Here is a 21,984-nt window from a genome sequence, read left to right on the forward strand (position 1 = left end):
CAAACAAAAAGAGAAAGTCTTCCGGCGCGCCGGAAGACTTTCTCTTTGGTTACAGCTTGCCGCTGCCAATATCCATCAGGGTACGGGTCAACAAATACAGACGGGGGACGACGCTGTTGAGCTCAATGTATTCGTCCGGATTGTGGTCATTGCCTCCGACGATGCCGAGGCCGTCGACTGCGATAGCGCCGACGATGGCGGCGTAGTTGGCGTCAGAGCCGCCGCCCGAGCCTTCAACCTTGAGCGTCATTCCGAGCTCATCAGCATAGATCTTTTGCATGCTGGCAACGAGAGCATCGGTTTTATCATTTTTGGAGAAGGGCGGTCGTCCGCGGAACAAATCGAATTTGATTTTAGTATCAGGGATAAGTGTAGAGGCAGCAATCTTCTGGGCGTCGCTCATGATGCGGTCATACTCTTCGGGGTACATGACCCGGATATCGGCTTGCGCCCAAGCGTAGTCGGGAATAACATTGACCGGAGTTTTGGTTTTGTCGAGCAGGGTCCAGTTGACTGTGGTCATTTTCTCGGCATTGCCCAAATTAGAGAGCTGGACAATCTGATGCGCCAGCTCGACAGTGGCGTTACGGCCTTTTTCCGGTTCAATGCCAGCGTGGGCGTTACGGCCGGATACTTCCATGGTCAGGCGGCCAATGCCTTTTCGCCAGTTCATCACCGCATCACCAGGAATTCCCGGCTCAACCGATAAGGCGTATTTATGCAGCTTTGCTTGTTGCATGATGACTTCGCGAGACATGAGCGAGCTTTTTTCTTCGTCCGGGTTAATGACAAACGTAATGCGATCATAATCCTGGAAATTCATCTCTTTTAATAGGCTGAGCGCATGCAGAACTAGGGTCATACCGCCTTTTTCGTCAGATACGCCTGGCCCGTAGGCTTTGTCGCCATCAATTCGGAAGGGGCGCTTCTCGGCTGTGCCGGCTGCCCAAACGGTGTCAGCGTGGGCGAGGAGCAAGGCAGTGCCTTTGCCGGTGCCGCGGAAGGTGGCAACAATGTTATAGCCTGCTTGTGGCTTAGCGACTTCTTGGTATTCAACTTCTGCTCCCAGCTCTTTCAGGCGCTCAATCAGCAGACCCTGATACTTTTTCAGGCCGGGCTCATAGGTGCTGCCGCTGTCAATGTTGACAAAAGCGGCTAGATCGGCCAATAAAGTGTCTTTTTGGACAACACACTTTTCATAGAGGGCATCATTGCGGGCAGCTTGCGCCTGCGGTAAGATACTGCAAATGAGAAATAGGATGGTTAATGTGACTGCCAGCGATTTTGCGAGTCTGCCGGAATACCGTGTCATTAACAACACTCCTTTTTGTGCTGCATGATTGCAGCCTGTTTCAATAACTATTTTCTGTAATTAAAAGGAAAATCCTCCCGGACGAATGTAAATTCGCGCTTTACGGAGGACCGATTATAGAAAAGGCTTATTAAGTGTGTTTCAAAAACACGCAACCATAGAAATGGAGGCTGTTAGAAAATGTCCAGATGCTAGGCGTGACGAGGATTACGCCGCGCCGCGTACGCGGGGTACGCAAGCAAGTAACCGCAGGAGCAACAACGCAGATGGGCGTTTTGTAACAGCCTCATTATAACTTTATCGAAACCTGGAGAAAGTCATGCTCCTGGCAAGAGTATTCACGACAGGCACTAGGACGTCTAGACCAGATGGAACAGCCTGTGGACGTCAAGTAATAGCATTCACCGTTTTCTCGTTTTGCCAAAAAGGCAAGGGCGTCAGGATCGATGCTTTGCGAATAGTCCTCATGGTTTTTAAGACGTAGGCGCTCTGATGGGCTAAGATAGACCAGGAACTCTTTGCAGCAGTCTTTGTTCTTGCAACTGGTACATGCCTCAACGATCACATCAGTACAGGCAGGCTCTTGATCGGCAGATTTGCTCATTCAACAGGCCTCCATTCGATGTTGCTTGTGTAAAGGGACTTTCAACTGTATGTAATATCGTTCTCTGTTCCGCGCTGGTATCCTTTTCCATTGCGAAAGTCTTTTCTTCCTGGCGGCAGTGCTGCTCTTAAGGAAGGGTTGCTCACAGTCTTTGGCGAAGTTAAGAAAGAATCTTGATAGACGATAGGAGTGTAATATTTTGCGCTTTCTTCATACATCTGACTGGCATTTAGGACGCATCTTTCATGGCGTCCATTTGACCGAGGATCAGGCAGTTGTCCTGGATCAGTTCGTGAACTTGGTCGGTGATAGCAAACCAGACGCAGTGGTCATCGCTGGCGATGTGTTCGACCGGGCGGTACCACCGCCGGAAGCAGTGCAGCTGCTCGACGAAACGCTGTCGCGGATTCTGCTCGACTACCAGATACCTGTGATCATGATCGCCGGTAATCACGACAGCCCGGAACGGCTGGGGTTTGGCAATCGCCTGTTGTCCCGCCAAGGGCTTCATGTGGTTGGCCCGCTGGCATCGATGAACGATCCCGTAGTGATCAATGATGCGGCCGGGCCGGTGTACTTCTTGCCTATGCCGTATGCCGAATCGGCTGTCGTGCGCTCACTGCTGGATGAAAATGCGGCTGATTGCGAGCGGGCGATGCAGGCGCAGATCAATCATGTTTTGCGGCAGGTCCCGGCTGACGCGAGGACGGTAGCGATTGCTCACTCGTTCATCAGCGGTGGAGAATCAAGCGAGTCAGAGCGGTTTCTTTCGGTCGGTGGGGTAGAAACGGTGACGGCAGGGGTATTTTCGCGTTTCAACTATACTGCGCTTGGGCATCTGCATAAACCGCAGACAGTGGGCAAGCCAAATATTCGCTATTCGGGTTCGCTGCTAAAATACTCGTTTTCAGAGTCGGATCATGAGAAGGGGCTATACCTAGTCGACATCAATCAGCAAGGCGAGGTTTCAACAGAAAGAATCAAGCTGGCTCCCAGAAGAGATGTACGCTGTGTGGAGGGGATGCTGGAAGATTTCTTGAAGAGACCGAAGTTAGGTGAGTCGGTTGAAGATTATCTACAGATTACTCTGCAGGATGATGGGCCGGTACTGGATCCGATGGGCCGTCTGCGGGCGATCTATCCGAATGTGCTGGAAATCCAGCGAACTCAGTTGAACGCCACTGGTGAGCTGCGTGGTCCGGTTGCCGACCATCGCCGCCTGACTGATCATGATCTGTTTGCCTCATTTTTTGAGCAAGTTACAGGGGTTAAACTGAACAGCGAGCAGGAGGCTGGCTTTGCCGCTGCTCTTGAGGAAGTTTATCGAGACCGCCGGGAGGTGGCAGGATGAAGCCAGTCACTTTAACTATGCATGCTTTCGGTCCATATGCCGACAAACAGGAACTCGACTTTCGCGAACTGCAAGACCGCTCATTTTTTCTGATTCATGGACCAACCGGCTCTGGCAAAACCACGATTTTGGATGCGATGTGCTACGCCTTGTATGGCGATACCAGCGGCGCGGTTCGCGACGGCAAAGCGATGCGCAGCGATCACGCCAGTGAGGATCAGCTTACCCAGGTCTGCTTTGACTTTGCTATTGGCGAGGCGATTTATCGGGTGGAGCGCCGACCGGAGCAAGAACGTCCCAAGAAGAGTGGTCAGGGAAAAACTAAGGTCAAACCGGAAGCCACGCTATGGCGCTTGGTCGGCGACCAGGAAGAGGTGCTGGAAACCGGATGGGAAGCAGTGACTCGTTATGTGGAGCGGCTGCTAGGCTTCAAGAGCAGTCAATTCCGTCAGGTAGTGCTGCTGCCACAGGGAGATTTTCGCCGACTATTGACGGCAAATTCCGCAGAACGCCAGGAAATTATGCAGACTCTGTTTAAAACTGAGCTGTTTCAAATTATTGAGGAAAAGCTCAAGAGTAAAGCCCAAGAGCTGAAGCAACAGTATGACGTCTCGAGCCAAGAAGCGAACTGGGTTCTCAAAGAAGCGGCGGCCGGCTCCGGCGAAGAGCTGAGCTTACGGCTGAATGCCGATCGCGAGCAGGCGATTCGCTTGTCTGCCGCATTGGGACAAGCCGACCAAGAGCTTAAACAGGCCCGGGAAAAGCTGACACAAGGCCAGATGCTGCAAGCCAAGTTTGCCGAGGCGGCGGCTGCCGCGCAGGCGTTGCAAGGCCTGGAGGAAAAGCTGCCGCAGGTTAGCCAACAACGTGAAGAATTGGCAAATGGACTCAAGGCGGCGGCGCTTATCGACGCCGAGCGGGCTGTGGCTATATTGGCCGCTGATGTCGAGAAAGGAAAGTCAGATGTTGCCCATATAAGTGAGAAGTTCGAGCTGGCGGTAAGCCGGCAAACGGAAGCGGCCCGTCAGCTGGCGGAAGAAGTTGGCCGTGAATCGGTGAGGGAAGAAGCAATTCGCCAAATTCAATATCTAAGCGATGTAGAAATAAAAGCCGCTGAACTGCAACAAGCCGAGACGGCGGTAGGACAGGCCAGACTGCTGGCAGAACAGGCTGCAGCCAATAAAAACAAAACCAGTCTGCTGCTAAAAAATTCTCAGGAAGAAACAACCGCTAAGACTGGTCAATATCAACAGGCTTTGAGAATTGCAGCAGAAGCACAAGGCAGAAGTCTGGCGGTCGAAGAAGCCGAACGGAAGATTACCCGCCGTAAGCTGCTTGAGGTGGCGCGCGGTGAACTGACTGTAGCGCAAACTCAGGCAAATGCTCTGGCCGAGCGTTTGCGCGCAGAAGATGCTGCATTGCTAGCAGCTAAGCAGCAACTTACTGTGCTGCAAGAAGCATGGGAGAACGGACAGGCCGCCATCCTTGCTGCGTCGATTACCGAAGGTGCCGCTTGTCCTGTATGCGGTTCTCTGCACCACCCCGATAAAGCGCAAAGCCGCGGGCCGCTACCAGACAGCCAGGTGATCAAAGACAGGCAGAGTCAATTGCAGCGAGCAGAAGCCAGCCGGGAAAAGCTGCGTCAGCAAAGCGCTAAAGCGGATAGCGAGCGAGACTTGCTGGCCAGTCGGGTTAGTGATTTGGCGCAAGAGCTACAGGATGCCGCCGATACGGGATTGGCGCAGCTTACTGCCACACTGCAGCAGGCGCGTGAACGCTATCAGCAGGCAGTCATTGCCGAGCGGGATAGTAAGACGCTGGCTTCGCGCTTGGAACAACTGACCGAAATGCAGAAAAACGCAGCCGAGGCGCTCGAACGCCTTGACAGTGAGCAACGCGAGGCTGAGGGTAGGCTAAAGGCTGCCGAGACAGTGGTTGCTGAACGGCAAGCGGCCGTGCCACTCCAGTTCCGTGATGTTGAACTGGTGAAAAGGGCGCAATTTGCCGCCGCAAACCAGCATAAACAGCTGAAAAATGCCTTTGAGCAGGCGCAAAAAGAGGCAGAACAAGCCAATCGAACAGTTGCCCAACTAGAGACTGCGCGCTCAGCCGCTCAGTCGGCGCTGGCGACTCTTTCGACCCGGTTGATTTCGGAAAGTAAAAGTCTGTTTGAGCGCGTTACGGCTGCAGGATTTGCTACGATGGCAGATTTTCAACAAGCCAAGCGGCAACCTGACCGCCTGAACCAACTGGAGCAACAGATTAGCATGTTCGATAAGCAGCTTGCCGCCGCTCGGGAGCGCAACAACCGCGCCCAAGTCGCAGTTGAACAGCTGAATCCGCCTGATCTGGCGGGATTACAGAGTGGAATTGAGTCTGCCAAAGCCGCCTATGAAACAGCCCTGGCTGAGCACACGAGCCTAGCCGGGCAAGTTAAGCAGACCGAACAATGGTTGCGACGTCTGCAAGAACTACAGCAAGTCTTAAACCAGTTGGAAGCCCGCTATGCTGTTTTTGGCCGCCTGTCTGAAGTCGCCAATGGCAAAAACGAATTCGGTCTAACCTTTCAGCGCTTCGTACTCGGCGCTCTCCTTGATGATGTTGCCATCGCCGCCAACGAACGGTTGAAGACGATGAGCCGGAGCCGCTACCAACTGCAGCGCACCATGGACCGAGCGCGCCGGAATTCTGCCGGCGGCTTGGAGCTAGAGGTGTTTGACAACTATACCGGCGTTGCCCGCCCGGTCACTACCCTCAGCGGCGGCGAGACGTTCCTGGCCTCTCTGTCGCTGGCACTGGGGCTGGCTGACGTCGTCCAGTCCTATGCTGGCGGGATCCACCTTGATGCGATCTTCGTCGATGAAGGCTTCGGCACTCTCGACCCCGAGACGCTGGAGTTCGCTCTACAAGCGCTGATCGCTCTGCAGCAAGGCGGACGTCTGGTCGGTATCATCTCCCATGTGCCGGAGTTGAAGGACCGAATTGACGCCCGGTTGGAGATTGCAGTTTCGGCGAAAGGCAGTACCGCAGTATTTAGAGTGAGCTGACAGGGGTGCGTCTTGGTCGCAGAAGTAATCGGGGGGCGCAGTGCGTAAAGGATATTTGCCGCGTTAGGCATGAATAAACTACGCTATTTCGGAGGTCTTGCCATGCTGACAGTAAACGAGGCCCTGCAAACGGCCGCCTTGGCGGATTGCGTCCTTGTCGGCGGCTTGGGCGGCGGGAACAGGCCAATCGAGTCATTAAATCAGATGGATGTTCCGGACGTCGTCGATTGGGTAGCGCCCAATCAAATGATTCTTACAACCGGATACTTTATCCGCAATAATGTGAATGAGCAAAAACAATTGCTGACAGACCTCAACGACAGAGGCTGCGCGGGGTTAGCAATTAAAGTCAAACGCTTTTTTCGCACCATCCCGCAAGACATGATCGATCTTGCCAATCAGCTGCAGTTTCCGCTTATTGAGATCCCCGCCGATAAGAACATTTCTATCGTTATGAATGAATTAATGGGGGAGATTGTCAATAAACAAGCAGCGCTATTAAAACACGCCTATGACGTGCATAATTGCTTTACTACAGCCGTCTTAAAAGGCGGCACGTTGCAGAATATCTCCGATTTGCTGGTTTCATTTGTACAAAATAGTGTTGTTATCTGTGATGATAGTTGGAATATACTCTGCCAGTCTCAGTCGAAGCAATCGGTAATCGCATTACCTACAATTCTCGATGAAATCAATTTGGAGGATTTCGTCAAGACAACACGGGCAGGAGATGCTCAGCCCGGCCATCAAGCTTCCAGCGCACACGTTAACGGCAAACACATTGCGATGGAGTCTTTTCCGGTTATTCATGATATGCGTTTAATGGGCTACATATTTATTATTAATACCATGCAAACGGCGGGAGTATCGGATCGGGCGGCAATTGAGCAGGCCGCCATGGTTGTTGGGCTCGAATTGCTAAAGAGAAAGATACAACGGGAAATGCAACAAAATCTGCGAGCGGACTTTTTCAACGACTATCTGGGCGGCAATATTAAGTCGAAAGCGGTGCTGGAGCGCCGTGGCGCCCAATTTGGCATCAACGCTGATGAAAAATATTTGTGTTTGGTCTTTGGGATAGATCACTTTAATCATATTTTTCTTAATACGTTCTCGGGAAACGAAACATCTGTACAAAAATTGAAAAAAGAAATCACTCACATTGCCGACAATGTGATCGAACAAGCAGGTTTATCAATATCCAGTTTTAGTAAAAGCGACCAAATCGTACTGCTGCTGCCGTATTCAATGTTTGCCGCCAACGCTAAAGACACTATTACTGAGATTGTGGATTCAATCAAATGTGAGATTAAACAAAGTTGCGCTCCGTGGCTGACTGTGTCCGCGGGAATCGGCCTGGCGGGTTCGGCAATCAATGTGTCAAAGAGTTACAACTCGGCACTGGAGGCAATGCGCATTGGCCGCGGTTCATCGAGTGTGACAAGAGATGGAATATATTATTTTGAAGACTACATTATCGAGTATTTGCTGGCTGACGCAGATTGGAGCAAATACGAATTCTTGTACAAAGATACTCTTGGGCAGCTAGAAGATTTCGACCGGAAAAATGCCAAAATGGAGTTGGTTAAAACACTCCGGACATTTTTCGACAATGGCTTCAATCTTTCCAATACCGCGCAGATTCTATATATCCATCGGAATACCCTAACCTATCGGATGGATAAGATTCGCGAAATCATTAATCTTGACTTAGCTAACAATAATGTCCGGATGTTTCTCCTGCTAATGATGAAAATGAAAAAAGTAATGGATAATCGCGAGACGTAAATGCGAAGAAAGACCGTGATCCACTTAAGTGGATCACGGTCTTTCTTCATTTTTAGCACAATGCATAAAAAAGGTTTTTGGATTCAACAAGTATGCACAATGACGACTGGCGCAAGTTAATGATATAGTTTTATTGAGAGATAATAGAAAAAATATTTCAACAACTTATGTCGGGGCAAATGCCGATTAATGTTGGGAAATACACCAGGAGGGATTCTATTGGGACATGTTAAGTCATTAGTAGTCGCAGGCTCTTATCGTGATTCAGTATTTTTAATGAAAGTCTCCAGCCAATTAAGCCAGTTAGCCGGTGTTGAAATGGCTTCTGTGATGATGGCTACAGAGCGGAACAAAGAATTGTTTCAGACGGCAGGCTTGATGACAGTGCAAATTCAAAATGCCAAACCGGATGATCTGGCTATTTCTCTGATTGCGCAAACCCAAGAACAGGCAGAGGCGGGGATACATGTTGCTGTAGACATGATTTCTACCTCCAATCAAGAGAAAAAGCAGTCTAATGGCAGCAAAACTCCTGAACGGTTGGAACAGGCACTCGCTGCTGATTCAGGACGCAACATGGCGCTGATTTCAGTGGCTGGTGATTATGCGGCCTATGAAGCAGCCAAAGCGTTGCGCAACAATCTGGATGTCATGTTGTATAGCGATAATATCAGTATAGCTGATGAACGCAGATTAAAAGAAATGGCGCGGGATACCGGGAGAATTGTCATGGGGCCTGACTGCGGCACGGCAATCATCAATGGTGTCCCCCTGGCGTTTGCCAATAATGTAGCTGAAGGCTGTATTGGCGTGGTTGGCGCCTCCGGTACAGGTACCCAGGAAGTAACATGTATCATCGATCAAATGGGGCAGGGCATCAGTCAGGCTATCGGCACTGGCGGGCGCGATCTCAAGCAAGAAGTCGGCGGTATAAGCTTTATCACAGGACTTCAATACCTTATTCAGCATGATGCCACCAAGGTTATTGTACTGATTTCAAAACCTCCGCATGATTCGGTCAGAGCCAAGATTGCCGAGCTAATTCAGCAAACAACAAAGCCGGTGGTTGTGCACTATGTAGGCAGTGACGACTATGGACTGGAAACAGCAGCTGGAGCAAAAACAGCGGCGACACTGGCGCACACGGCGTTGTTGGCGGTCAAGCTGGCTGGCGGTATTGCAGCCTCTCTCATTGATGACGCTGTTTATCAGCAGAAAGTACAGGATGCTGTTGATAAAGCGACAGATGGCAGGTTCCTAAGAGGTATTTTCGGCGGCGGCACTTTATGCTATGAAGCTCTAGATATCTTTGGGAAAGTAATCGATCCTGCCAGCATTTATTCCAACATTCCATTGAAGAACATGAACCGCTTGGCTAATCTGCAACGCAGCATCGGGCATACCTTTTTAGACATGGGCGAAGATGAATTTACGGTTGGCAAACCGCATCCGATGATTGATCCGACAAGCAAACATAAGCGTATTGCCGAAGAACTGGCCGATCCTCAGGTTGCTGTCGTCCTGTTTGATGTAGTCATTGGTCATGGTGCTTTCCCGGATCAGGCTGGTGATTTAGCCGGTATTATCAAGACAGCCGGCAAAAAACACAGCCTGCCGTGTCTGATTGCCTCTGTAACTGGCACTGAAAAAGATGTTCCCAGTCGCAGCGACCAGATCAAAAAACTGCAGGATGCTGGCGTAATTATCCTGCCGTCTAATGATTTAGCGGCAAAACTGGCATGCGATGTTATACAAACAAGGGAAAGGGGCTAGTGCAAATGGCGGCAAAAGGACTCTTTACAGAAAAGCCAAATGTGGTGAATATCGGCCTCGAACATTTCACTGAGGCATTTAAACAAAACGGCACTGAATACTGCCACTTAAACTGGAAGCCTCCTGCCGGAGGAGATAAAGAGTTGATTGATATCCTCTTCAAACTCAAGTCCCTGCCCTGTGATGAGAACGGGTTAACTGTGGTTGACCGCGCCAATCGTGAAGCGCATGAGCGTCTTAAAGCCGGCCAGGCAGTCATGGTCGGCATAAAAACGGCAAATGAAGCATTTCCCGGCATGAAGAAAAACATGATTTTTCATGCCGGCCCCCCTGTTCAGTGGCAAGATATGTGCGGACCGATGCGCGCTGCCTTTATTGGCGCTATCCGCTATGAGGGTTTAGCGAAAACAGAAGCAGACGCTATCAAGCTGATGGATGAGGGCGGCATCGATTATGGCCCTAATCATCATCACCAGGCAGTCGGTCCAATGACAGGCATTATTAGTTACTCGATGCCGGTATTTGTTGTCAAGAACATTACCTTTGGCAATTATGCATATTGCACGATCAATGAGGGACTGGGTAAGGTCATGCGATTCGGCGCCAATAGCGACGCAGTCATCAAACACTTGAAGTGGCTGGAAATGGTTCTTGCGCCAGTGTTGGATGAAGCGATTGCCATGGCAGGCGGCGTCAAGCTGAACCCGATCATGGCGCAAGCGTTGGCTATGGGTGACGAAATGCATCAACGCAATGTGGCGGCCAGTCTGCAGTTCTATAAGCAAATAGCTGGCGAATTGGCAGAAGTGGTCAAGGATCATGGGCAGTCCAGGAAGATCGTAGAATTTGTCGTCAAAGGCAATGAGCAGTTTTTCCTGAATATAGCGATGGCTGCCGCGAAATCGATTATGGATCCCACACGAGATATTCCTTACAGTACGATGGTTACCTGCATGAGCCGCAATGGAGTGGAATTCGGGATTCAAGTCAGCGGTTTGGGCTCCCAATGGTTTACCGGACCCTGCAATGAGGTGCAAGGCATGTATTTCCCAGGGTTTACAAAAGAGGACGCAAACCTGGACATGGGAGACAGCTCGATTACGGAATGTATCGGCATCGGTGGCATGGCCATGGGATGCGCCCCGGCGGTTGTTAATTTTGTTGGCGCCGGCTCGGTAGAGGACGCTATACAATACAGCCTCACCATGGGTGATATTGTGATTGACCGCAATCCGAACATGCCAATGCCGAATCTCGATTTTAAGGGCGTAGCCGCCGGTATTGACATTTGCAAGGTAGTTGAAACCGGCATATTGCCGATTATCAACACGGGCGTTGCACACAAGCAGCCGGGAGTAGGCCAAATCGGCGCAGGTATCGTGAATCCGCCGATGGCTGCTTTTGTTAAAGCGCTCAAAGCGTTTCCACTTGATGGCGAATAACAGGCATGAGGTGAAACAATGCCAGAACAGACGCTGATAGTTGTCGCTATTGGCGGCAACGCAATCACCAAGGAAAACCAAAAAGGCACACTCGATGAGATGGTAAAAAATATCGAAATAGGCCTGTCTGGAGTTGTCAATCTGATTGCCAGTGGGAACAACGTCGTATTGACTCATGGGAATGGGCCGCAGGTAGGCAATATTTTGTTGCAGGTTGAAGCGGCTAAAGAAACTATCCCTCCCATGCCGTTAGATGTTTGCGGAGCAGAGAGTCAAGGACAACTTGGTTATCTCATCCAGCGTTCATGCCTCAATGGACTTAAGCAGCGAGGCGTAAAGCGCGATGTTGTCACCGTGCTAACACACGTGATGGTTGATCCGCGCGATTCTGCTTTTCTTCACCCCACGAAACCGATTGGTCCGTTTTTAACCAAAGAGGCTGCTGAAATTGCGACCGCTAAAAAAGGTTTTATATTTGCTGAGGATAGCGGGAGAGGATATCGAAGAATTGTCCCATCGCCCAAGCCGATCAGTATCATTGAAAAGTCAGCAATTGAAGAATTGGCTAAGGCAGGGAAGGTTGTTATCGCCTGCGGCGGTGGCGGTATTCCGGTTATTGAAGGCCCAACCGGAGATCTAGAAGGTGTAGAGGCTGTCATTGACAAAGACTTCGCTTCTGCCGTTTTAGCTGAAGAAATTCATGCTGACATATTGGTCTTAGTCACAGGCGTAGATAAAGTCGCGATCAACTTCGGCAAGCCGGACGTTCGCTATCTGGATAAAATGACAGTTGCAGAAGCTCAGCTGTATTATGATCAAGGTCATTTCCCACCAGGCAGCATGGGACCGAAAATTGCGGCAGCAGTGGCCTTTGTCCGCAGCAGCGGCAATACTGCGCTGATTACATCACTAGAACAAATTCAACATGGACTGGAGGGGGGGACGGTAATAACGCCATAAAAAGCGTATCTGGTCTCACTAATAATGAGTAAGGGAGAGATTTACTTGATAAATGCATTAATTAGTGTGTTGCCTCTCATTGTTATTCTTGTGCTCTTGTTCAAACGGGTAAACATGATTGCCGCCGGCTTGGTAGGAGGTATTCTCGCCATGCTGATCGGCGGTATCTCGCTCGCAGCTGCGAACAAGATTTTCCTCGACACTATGCCGCTGCTGCTGACCATCATGGTTCCTATCATCAATTCGGCTATCGCATTTGCTGTGTTCAAATCCGGCGGTTACACCTCCGCTCTTACGCTGATGAATCGAGCTGTGAACGGGCGCGTCGAGATGATGGCTGTCTTTATCGTATTTTTGCAGGCTGCTGCCACCTATATGTCAGGAATCGGCGGCGGCACCGCTGTCGTTCTCGCGCCGCTGGCATTTGCCGCAGTTGGCGTTATTCCCGAGGTCATCGCCGGCATGTCGATCGCGGCTGCCGTTTCGTTCACCACTTCACCGGCATCGCTCGAATCCAGTATCTATTCTAAACTGACCGGAGTAGGGGTACAGGATTATGTGAGTTTTATGCGGCCATACTGGATAATTTTCTCTCTGATTGCACTCGGCATTGCTTACTATGGAGCGAAAAAACGCGGCGTGCTGGTGCAACCGGGATCGCCGGTTGAGCAAAATACATCGACTGATGCTGAGCTATGGCGTACTACGCTTCCCGCTATATTCCTGCTGTTCTCCGTGCTGGCGGGGCCTTTCGTCAATAAGGCGGTGGGCATGCCGTTGCTCAGCCCGCTTGTGTACAGCATTACGACTATTCTGTTAATTGCTGTTTGCACCAAGATGAAGATAAATGATTCGTTCAATGCTCTGATGGATGGCTCAAGCTATATCCTGACCCGACTGTTCGGTGTTGGCTTCTTTCTGACCTTTATCTACATGATTGAAAAGATTGGTGCATTCAAAACCATCGCGAGCATCGCCCAGGCCGCTCCCGACTGGTTGATGAACCCTGCCGCTGTGCTGGCCGGTTTCCTGATTGGTGTGCCGGCTGGAGCGTACGTCGGAACCGTTTTGGCTATGATTATTCCGGTAACCGTTGCACTCAAGTTCTCGCCGCTTTCTATGGGTTTTGTAGTCATGGGCGTCGGGCTTGGCAGTCAGATGAGTTTCGTTAACATTACCATGCAAGCTCTGTCATCTGGCTTCCAGATACCGATTGAGCAGGTGTCCAAGGGCAATTCGCCCTGGGTTCTGATGTGTATGGCCATTCTCCTGGTTATGTCACTGGTATTGGTGTAGTATAAACAATGGTTAGAGGGGTGAAGAGTATGGATATTATCTTGAGAAAAGTAAGGTTGGAAGACAATCAGCCACTGGTTGATGTAGGGCTTTGCGCGGGGAAAATCGCCGCCATTGCGCCAGAACTCGGCATGGACGCTGCCGAGATCATCGAGGCCGACGGGAGAGTGCTCATTCCAGGTCTGGTCGAAAGTCATCTGCATCTGGATAAAGCATTGATTGCCGATCGTAAACCTAATCGTTCCGGTACACTGCAAGAGGCAATAACGGTTACTGCTGCGCTTAAGCCTTCATTTACAAAGGAAGATGTGAGGGAACGCGCTGAAAAGGCATTGCAAATGATTATCAAGAATGGCGCTACCCATGTACGCACGCATTCGGAGTTTGACCCGGCCGGCGGCTTTACCGGTTTTAAGGTTATTCTTGAACTCAAAGAAAAGTATAAGCATGTTATCGACATGCAGGTGGTTGCCTTCCCACAGGAGGGCATTATGAAAGCCCCCGGCACCGAAGCCATGATGCATGAAGCCGTTAAAATGGGAGCCGATGTAGTCGGCGGAATTCCCTATAATGATTTTTCTGCCAACGATCATATTGACCTAGTTTTCGAGATTGCTAAAAAGTATCAGATGCCGCTTGATTTCCACCAGGATTTTAAGGATGATATTGCCGGAACGTCAATCGAGTACCTGTGCAGAAAAACCATTGCTGAAGGTTATCAAGGCAGGGTAAGCGTCGGCCATATGACCAGTTTAGGAGCATTTCCTCCCGACCAGTTGCATCCACTGTTGGAATTGATGGCTGAGGCGCAGATTAACGTCATGTGTTTACCGGCGACAGATTTACATCTGGGCGGACGGAACGATACCTATAATGTGCGCCGCGCTTTGACGCCGGTGCGTGCGCTGAACAAAGCGGGCGTAAATGTCTGTCTGGGTTCCAATAATATTCGCAATGCGTTTACGCCATATGGTAACGGCGACTTATTCCAAATCGCCATGCTAGCCATTCCCACCGCGCACCTAGGCGGCGCTGATGATCTGCCTAGTGTGCTGCCGATGATTACAACCCGCGTGGCTAAGGCGCTGAATATTAGCAACTATGGATTAAAAGAGGGCTGCAATGCCGACGTGGTGCTTCTGGATACCAAAAAGGTCAGCGACGCCATCATCGACTTGCCGGATAAGCTGTATGTCATCAAAGGCGGCAAGGTCATTATCAAGACGCAGCGGCAAACGGAAAGAAGATACTCAATTTAATTAAGAATGGGGCTATGCCGAAACGCAGTTTCTGCATAGCCCATTCCCCAGACCGTTGATAAACGCCCATCTGCGTTGGTACCCGCAAGGGGTATGCCGCCAACACTAAGGCGCTAAAGCGCCAAGAGTTGCGCAATAGGCCCGCCACCCCATTGCTAGCGTACCCTTAAGTACGCATCGCTGCTGGGTCGGCGGGCCTGCCTAGTGATGCTACTCCGTTTTCCTGCGTCAGTTAGTTGCTAGTCTCATAGGTAACAACATCTTGACATTTCTAAACGGTCTGAAACAGGGTTTCTCGACAAACTGAAGAATGGAAATCTAGTGGTTTAGAACCTTTGACATAGCACTAGGGCTCTTTTCCCTCGTAGAGCCAATAGTCACTCTGCAGTTTCAGGCTGCTTTCGTCCAATATGTAGGCCCGCATAAATGATTGCCGCCCCTAATGCTTGGATCAGGCCGAAGGCTTCGCCCAACAACAGATAACTAATCAGAATCGCAAACACTGGTGCCAGGTTGTTGAACAATGACGCTTTGGCGCTGCCGACTACGCCAACGCCCCATACCCAGAGAATGTTGCCGATCCATAAAGGAAAGACTCCTGAGTAAATGATGCCGCCCCAAGCAGATAAAGCTACCTGACTCCAGTCAGCCACGATCATTGACGGTAGAGCGATCAACGCAAACAATGCGGTGGTTATGGCAAACACGCAGGCATTAATCTGATAAGGTGAATACTTCTCAGTCAGTTTACGGGAGAAGACTGTGTAATAGCCGTACCCGCATTGCGCGCACAGGAGAAAAGCGGCGCCAACAAGATGGTCGCCTGCCAAGCTTAGTTCTTGGCCTGAGCCTAAAACAATTACGATCACGCCCAGCAAAGTTAAGGCGATACTGATCATGATTCTTCGTGTAATTCGTTCTAAGCCGGTAATGGCATTAATGATTGCGACAGAAATTGGTAGCATTCCCAGCAATAATGAAGTATTACCAGCCGTAGTCCGGGTTACGCCAAGTGTAAGGAAAATCTGAAAGACAAAAAAGCCGAATGCACTAATCTTAAATAAGGCGGGTACGTCTTCTCGCCGCAACGGTTGAGACGATTTGCGAAGCAGGGCAAGAGCGCTGGATAAGATACAAGCGACCATCATGCGCATGGCGTTAAAGGACATCGGGTCGATATACTGCAGGCTCCACTTCATAACTGGCGGATTTGAGCCCCAGACAAACGCGACAAAGATTAGAATGTATTCGGCGTAAATAGGACTTAGTTTCATTAGCGGGTTTCCTTTCACAGCTGAATGTAATCTGATTTCCACATGGCTGACAGAAATCCTGCCCGCCACTTCTGCATTCATAATGCGTAGGTCGATGGTTCGCCGATATTGACTTTACGAACGCTACGCAGTATACTATATAACGTATTATACGCCGATGTAGCTCAGCTGGTAGAGCAACGCATTCGTAATGCGTAGGTCGTCGGTTCGAGTCCGACTATCGGCTCCAAGAAAACGGGGTTCTAGCTATTTGCTAGAATCTTTTTTCATATCCTCAAATCATCAAGTCTGCCAAACCCCATTACGACATATATACTAGTAAAGGGGGGAGTGCGTGTATGTATGATATTCTTGTCCGTAGTGCAGCCTATGTATGGGAGTTTACCAAAATCTTGTGGGAAGGCACGATTGGCTTCTTTGCCCCAGGCCAGTTCGGATTTCTGTTAATTCTTTTTTGCGCAGTAGCGCTACTGGGTAAGTATGGAAGCAGAGCGTTGCAAAAGAGGTGCCTGTTCCGGACGACAAGGATATTCACACGAGTAGTTCAGGGATGTGGGGCTTTAATCATTTGCTTTGCTGCTTTTCAGGTGATTCAAGCCGTTTATCCGCTGGTGGTAAAAGCCGTAAGTGCAATTAAGTAGTTGCTATATAGAGAGAAATACAATGAGGGCTCTAGCGATTGGCTAGGGCCCTTTTTCGACCGTCTAAAGACTATAACAGTAGAAGTTCGTTAGCGCGAAGCCCGCGAAGCGCGCAAGCTTCGCAAAGCGGTATTTTTACTATATAAAATGCCTTTGCGCTCTTCGACTCTTCGCGATCACTTTAACCGCTATACGTTCTTCGTCCCTCCAAAGACACGTCAGTGGTCTTTCTTAACCATGTCAGAAGCTAGAGCAGGAAATTCCAGACCTGACAGGGAAAGCTCTACTTATCTATGTGTGGGAGGATCAATTATGCCGACAACATTAGACAATAAACTAGTGGTCGCGATTTCATCGCGGGCGTTGTTTGATTTAGATGAGAGCAACCGGCTGTTTGAGAACGAAGGGGTAGAAGCCTATGCCCGCTACCAAATGCAGCATGAAGAGGAGACATTGGATTGCGGTGTTGCCTTCCCGTTGATTCGACGGCTGTTGGCGTTACGTTATCCGGAGACGCAAGAACCGGCGGTGGAGATCGTCTTGGTGTCAAAGAATGACCCCAACACCGGGCTGCGGGTTTTTAATTCCATTGAGCATCATCGGTTAGATATCACACGGGCTGCCTTCACCAACGGCCGCTCGCCGTATCAATATCTCAGTGCCTTTCGAGCAGATCTGTTTTTGTCCGCTAACCCGGATGATGTACGGTTAGCACTGGCGAACGGTTATGCCAGTGCGACTATTTATACTGATTTGCAATTTACTGATGACGAAAGCGGTGAAATCCGAATCGCCTTTGACGGTGATGCGGTAATTTTCAGTGATGAAGCTGAGCGGGTGTATCAAGAGCATGGGCTGGCAGAGTTCGTGCGACATGAAGTCGAGAAAAGTGACATCCCATTGCCGCCAGGACCGTTTAAGCCATTTCTTGAAGCGCTTAACAAAGTCCAGCGATCTTACCGCAACTCGGCGGAGATGCCGATCCGCACCGCGCTCGTGACGGCCCGCAGTGCGCCGTCCCATAAACGAGCGATTAAGACGCTGCGGTCTTGGGGAGTGCGCATTGATGAGGCGTTCTTCCTCGGCGGCTTAGACAAGGCGCCGATCTTGGATAAGTTTAAGCCGCATATATTCTTTGACGACCAACAGACGTATTGCCAAAGCGCGTCAAGAGTAGCGCCGACAGGGCATGTGCCGAGCGGCGTAAAGAATGAATAAGGTGAGGCCTTAAGGCCTCACCTTATTCATTCTACTAGTATTTCACGGAAAATAATCTGCCCGCTGCCTGTCGCTGGGTTGCTGATATTAATATAGAGACGCTTGCCCGGAAGTTTTACGATAATGATGTCATGGCTGACGCCGTTTATCAGCCGCTTGTCCATCGCAAACTCAGCATGGGTATTGCCTTCTTTTACAAGTTCATTCATCAGAGTGGTTATTATTTTTCCCTGACCGACATCAAAGACATTGCCACGTTCGCGCTCAAGTTGAACAACTTTTCCATTTTGAAAAGTGACTATGCCAAGCACCTTGCCTGACTTGCCCTTGGTCTGAACCGTATAAGAACCAGACTGCCCACTGACCGGTTGCAGGTCAAATGTGCCATGTAAGTGTGACAAAGCTTGGTTGCTCGCTTGTCCAAGCGTAATTTGGATTCCGTCAAAATCCATTTCTCGCGGTGATCCCGCGAACGTCATCGGCATAGATAATAGCAGCAGAACCGCCACTCCAATCCAAATCCTCGTCATTCGAGCCAACACACTGAATCCCTCCCGAAACTCTTTTTTGCCATTATTCGGCAACGAGGGTTGAAGTCCTGCTTGAATTTACCGCCGAGAGTAAGAGAAGCAGTTTCCAAACAATAAGTCCCAATTTTTTGCAGGAATTTTTTTCTATAACGAGAATATTCAAACAGATAGACCGGCCAACGGCAAGACAGGTGGTTGTGAAATGGCAAATGTATATACTCCTTTATTTGCTGCGAAGTTTTTGCGGCCTAAGCTGGCCAAACATGTGATTGAGCGGCCCCAGATCGTGCAAAAGGTAAGAGAAGCCACGCGGGTTCCGTTGACAGTGATCCGTGCAGGTGCGGGCTATGGCAAGACAACCTTGCTAAATCAGGCTTTTAGCGATAAACAGGCTGACGTGCTTTGGATCAATTGCAGTGAGGAGGACAGTGCGGCGCAGACGTTTTTGCTGCATGTCGCTCACGCCCTGCTTAGGCGCTTTCCAGAGATCGGCGAACATACTTTGCACATGTTAACCTGGGATGAGCGGCAAGGCTCTGTCGATCCGGCAGCAGCGATTGGCGAACTAGCTGAACAGTTAGGGCGGAAGCTGAACCGTGACACAGTCATTGTTCTTGACGATTACCAGATGGTTGACGATCACTCCGCAGTTCACAAACTGGTGGAGCAATTTGTCGAGCAACTGACTGACCGGATTCACGTCATTATTGCTTCCAGGGAGAAGGCGCCTCTGCCCGGGCTCGCGATTAAGCGAGCCAACGGATTGGTCCTTGATATCGATGAGACAGATATGGCCTTTAAACAAACCGAAATTCAGGAGCTATTTCAAACTCAATATGCTTTGCCGCTGGATGAGCGAATGGCAGCTAGCCTGTCCGCAAAGACGGAAGGCTGGATTATGGCTTTACATATGTTAGGCCAGCTAATGCGCAAGGGCTGTTCCTGGGAGTCAGCGTTGGCCTCTTTGCCGCAGTCGATGATGGAGCTGTTCGAATACTTACTGGCTGACTACTTAGCGAATCAATCAGAACAGACCCGCCTATTCCTGCGTCAGACTGCTGTGCTTGAACTGATGCAGGGTGAAGATTGTGATGCGATTTTTGACAGGGAAAAATCATCCGAATTACTAAAGAGTCTCGAAACCAAGGGTTTGTTTACTTTTCGTATCGGCGATGGCATGTATCGCTACCATCACTTGTTCCGTGGTTATTTGCGGCGGATGTCAGGCTTTACACCAGCCGAGTTGGCCAAGCTACATTATAAAGCTGCGGCCCGCTACAGGCAAAAAGATGACCGTAGGCAAGCGGTAGAACATCTGCTGGCAGGAAAGTTTTACAGTGATGCCATTGAACTCATGAAGGGCATGACTGGCGAGTTGATGACCAGTGGGCTGCAGGGGGAACTGCAGCGATGGCTTGATTTACTGCCTGCTGAATTGTTGTCGTCGGCGCCAGAACTTATTTTATGTCGTGGCGATATGTACCGCCTAGCCGGAGATTTTGCCGCCGCGCAAGAGTGCTACGCTTTGGCTGAAGCTGGCTTTACCAATTTGGGCAGTGTAGTGGGCCATTATCAGGTGGCCAAAGCGTACGCGTTGGTGTATCTCGACACTGTGCAGCCGGTGCTGGCTGAGCGGTATTTAATGCAGGCGCTTGACTTGGTGGATAAAAGCCGCGCTCAAGAGAGGGCGCGTCTCTATCAACTGTTAGCGGAAAATATGGTTAATCAGGGCCGGGCTGAAGAGGCTGCTTCTCTGTTTCACCAGGCCAATGAACTGTTCATGGAAGACAGCCGTGGTGACGTGGAAGCGCGGATGAATCTGCGAACCGGGCGACTTCATATGGCGAAAAGCATATTGAACCGCCAGACAGGCAGGCGCAATCCGTATCCATTGCCCCGCTCACACCGTGAGACGCCGCTGCTGCTCGGATTGCTGAACGCGTTTATGGGCGAAGTGGATGAAGCCTGGGCCAATGCTCAGGAAGGCCTGAATATCGGCCTCAGTATGAAAGCCGTGTTTGTGCAGGCTGTCGCCTATATGCGGTTAGGACACGCCAAGCAGCTAAAGTCCTGGACTGAAATGACGGAAGCCGTTGAATGCTACCAACAGGCGCTGGATATTGTTTCTTCACTGGGAGTGGAAAAAGGCAAGGCTGAGCCGTTATTTGGCTTGTGTGTACTATACGGCCATCATGGCAGTCAGGAAATTGCCTTGCGCTATGGTATGGAGGGACTGCGGGTCAGCAAGCAAGCAAAAGATGACTGGATGGTAGCGATGAACGAATTGGCAATCGCGATCGCTTATTATAAATCTGCGTCCTATGAACAAGCTCAAGGTTGGGCTGACCGCGCTCACCAGTCGTTTGTGCGTTGCGGCGATAGCTACCTGTCGACAGTGGCCATGTTTTGGTTGGCAATGACAGCGGCTGTGACTGGTGAGCAAGCGACTTTTCGCCGCGTCGGCGAAAGTCTTTTAACCCGGACTCAGGCCAATGATCTTGATTTTCTGTTTACCCGGCCAACCATTTTAGGGCTGCGCGATCCGCAGGAAGTCATACCGCTGTTGTTGCTGGCCGAACAGGAAGGTATTTGCCGGACATATGTAACTGCCTTGCTGGCAGACTTAGGATCAACCGCCGGTCTTGAGCGACACCCCGGCTATACGCTGCGGGTGCAGGCCCTGGGCCAGTTTCGCGTCTGGCGCGGTCTTGAGGAAATTCGTGCTAAAGAATGGCAGCGAGAAAAAGCTAAACAGCTGCTGCAGTATTTCGTTACCTGCCGCAAGCAACTGATTCATAAAGAGCAGCTAGTTGAAGCTTTATGGGGTGAAGCCGGTTCAGACGGGGACTTTAAAGTGGCGATGAACGCTTTGATCAACGCGCTTGAGCCTTCGCGCAGCGCAAGGACTAATTCTTTTTATATTTTGAAGCAGAGCAGCTCGTATGGTCTGAACTTGGCCACCGGAATTCAGCTGGATGTGGACGAATTTGAAAGTTATATTTCACGCGGCGCCCGCATCGCAGCTAAGGACCCTGAGCAGGCCATTCGCCTATATCGCCTGGCGCTCAATCAATACAAAGGCGATTTTCTGCCTGAGTGCTGTTATGAAGATTGGTGTCAGGAAGAGCGGGAACGGCTATTGATGCTCTACATCACAACTGCAGAGCGCATGGCGCACATGCTGTTCGAGAGAGGCGAAAGCGAGGAGTGTATTTCCCTGTGCCTGCGTATTATTGGCAAGGACAGCTGTTGGGAGGAGGCATACCGCCTGTTGATGCAGTGTTACTATCGGCAGAACAACCGGGCCATGGTTATCCGGGTGTATCGCCAGTGCCGCGATAATTTGATGTCTGAATTGGGCGTGCCTCCAGCCAAGGAAACAAGTGAATTATTTAAAAAACTATCTGTTTCTGACGAGAACATTTAGAATTATTGGAATTTTTGTAACTCAATTGTAACTACTCCTCTCTAAACTTAGGTTAAACGCAA

The 21,984-nt window shown here is 50.2% G+C and carries 15 protein-coding genes and 1 tRNA gene; 12 read left to right on the plus strand and 4 right to left on the minus strand.

Annotated features, from left to right (window positions below):
- Window positions 1–49 precede the first annotated feature (49 nt).
- Both AXX12_RS13345 and AXX12_RS13350 read right to left on the minus strand, forming a co-directional pair.
- On the minus strand, window positions 50–1,312 hold the full coding sequence (locus tag AXX12_RS13345) for a glutamate carboxypeptidase (RefSeq protein ID WP_066243592.1): 1,263 nt from the start codon (window positions 1,310–1,312) through the stop codon (window positions 50–52).
- A 289-nt stretch (window positions 1,313–1,601) separates the two neighbouring features.
- A complete protein-coding gene (locus AXX12_RS13350) occupies window positions 1,602–1,916 on the minus strand; it encodes a YkgJ family cysteine cluster protein (protein ID WP_066243594.1) in 315 nt (104 codons plus the stop codon).
- Window positions 1,917–2,115: 199 nt separating this feature from the next.
- Between AXX12_RS13350 and AXX12_RS13355 the strand changes: the two genes are divergently transcribed.
- The 8 genes from AXX12_RS13355 (at window position 2,116) to AXX12_RS13390 (ending at window position 14,832) form a co-directional block, all read left to right on the plus strand.
- Entirely contained in the window at window positions 2,116–3,267 is a 1,152-nt protein-coding gene (locus tag AXX12_RS13355; RefSeq protein WP_066243597.1) for an exonuclease SbcCD subunit D, read from the plus strand.
- Window positions 3,264–6,314: an AAA family ATPase gene (locus AXX12_RS13360; RefSeq protein ID WP_066243599.1), complete on the plus strand. Its 3,051-nt coding sequence runs from the start codon at window positions 3,264–3,266 to the stop codon at window positions 6,312–6,314. The genes AXX12_RS13355 and AXX12_RS13360 overlap by 4 nt, the downstream gene beginning before the upstream one ends.
- A 102-nt stretch (window positions 6,315–6,416) precedes the next feature.
- A complete protein-coding gene (locus tag AXX12_RS13365) occupies window positions 6,417–8,102 on the plus strand; it encodes a PucR family transcriptional regulator (protein WP_066243601.1) in 1,686 nt (561 codons plus the stop codon).
- Window positions 8,103–8,321: 219 nt separating this feature from the next.
- A complete protein-coding gene (gene fdrA, locus AXX12_RS13370; protein WP_197470721.1) occupies window positions 8,322–9,875 on the plus strand; it encodes an acyl-CoA synthetase FdrA in 1,554 nt (517 codons plus the stop codon).
- Window positions 9,876–9,880: 5 nt separating this feature from the next.
- Window positions 9,881–11,317, plus strand: coding sequence for a YlbE family protein (locus AXX12_RS13375; protein ID WP_066243608.1), 1,437 nt, complete (start codon window positions 9,881–9,883; stop codon window positions 11,315–11,317).
- 18 nt (window positions 11,318–11,335) lie between these two features.
- Complete coding sequence (gene arcC / locus AXX12_RS13380) at window positions 11,336–12,277, plus strand: carbamate kinase (RefSeq protein WP_066243611.1); 942 nt, start codon at window positions 11,336–11,338, stop codon at window positions 12,275–12,277.
- Window positions 12,278–12,322: 45 nt separating this feature from the next.
- Window positions 12,323–13,573, plus strand: coding sequence for a citrate transporter (locus tag AXX12_RS13385; RefSeq protein WP_156478667.1), 1,251 nt, complete (start codon window positions 12,323–12,325; stop codon window positions 13,571–13,573).
- Window positions 13,574–13,602: 29 nt separating this feature from the next.
- Window positions 13,603–14,832 (plus strand): amidohydrolase family protein, encoded by a 1,230-nt coding sequence (locus tag AXX12_RS13390; RefSeq protein ID WP_066243615.1) that lies wholly within the window; start codon window positions 13,603–13,605, stop codon window positions 14,830–14,832.
- A 377-nt stretch (window positions 14,833–15,209) separates the two neighbouring features.
- Here the strand turns inward: AXX12_RS13390 and AXX12_RS13395 are convergent, their stop codons facing one another.
- The gene (locus AXX12_RS13395; protein ID WP_066243618.1) at window positions 15,210–16,106 is read right to left on the minus strand and encodes a DMT family transporter; all 897 of its coding nucleotides are present in this window, start codon (window positions 16,104–16,106) and stop codon (window positions 15,210–15,212) included.
- A gap of 153 nt (window positions 16,107–16,259) precedes the next feature.
- Here AXX12_RS13395 and AXX12_RS13400 point away from each other — a divergent pair.
- From AXX12_RS13400 to AXX12_RS13410, 3 genes are all read left to right on the plus strand, one after another.
- Window positions 16,260–16,335, plus strand: a tRNA-Thr gene (locus AXX12_RS13400).
- A 109-nt stretch (window positions 16,336–16,444) separates the two neighbouring features.
- Window positions 16,445–16,747 (plus strand): hypothetical protein, encoded by a 303-nt coding sequence (locus AXX12_RS13405; protein WP_066243621.1) that lies wholly within the window; start codon window positions 16,445–16,447, stop codon window positions 16,745–16,747.
- Window positions 16,748–17,059: 312 nt separating this feature from the next.
- The gene (locus tag AXX12_RS13410) at window positions 17,060–17,965 is read left to right on the plus strand and encodes a 5'-nucleotidase (RefSeq protein ID WP_066243624.1); all 906 of its coding nucleotides are present in this window, start codon (window positions 17,060–17,062) and stop codon (window positions 17,963–17,965) included.
- A gap of 26 nt (window positions 17,966–17,991) precedes the next feature.
- Here AXX12_RS13410 and AXX12_RS13415 read toward each other — a convergent pair whose 3' ends face one another.
- Entirely contained in the window at window positions 17,992–18,507 is a 516-nt protein-coding gene (locus AXX12_RS13415) for a hypothetical protein (protein WP_066243627.1), read from the minus strand.
- 190 nt (window positions 18,508–18,697) lie between these two features.
- Here AXX12_RS13415 and AXX12_RS13420 point away from each other — a divergent pair, with 190 nt between their 5' ends.
- Complete coding sequence (locus AXX12_RS13420) at window positions 18,698–21,922, plus strand: BTAD domain-containing putative transcriptional regulator (protein WP_066243629.1); 3,225 nt, start codon at window positions 18,698–18,700, stop codon at window positions 21,920–21,922.
- The last annotated feature ends 62 nt before the right edge of the window (window positions 21,923–21,984 follow it).

Origin of the sequence: Anaerosporomusa subterranea, from assembly GCF_001611555.1 — a bacterium.
Taxonomy (GTDB): Bacteria; Bacillota; Negativicutes; order Sporomusales; family Acetonemataceae; genus Anaerosporomusa; species Anaerosporomusa subterranea.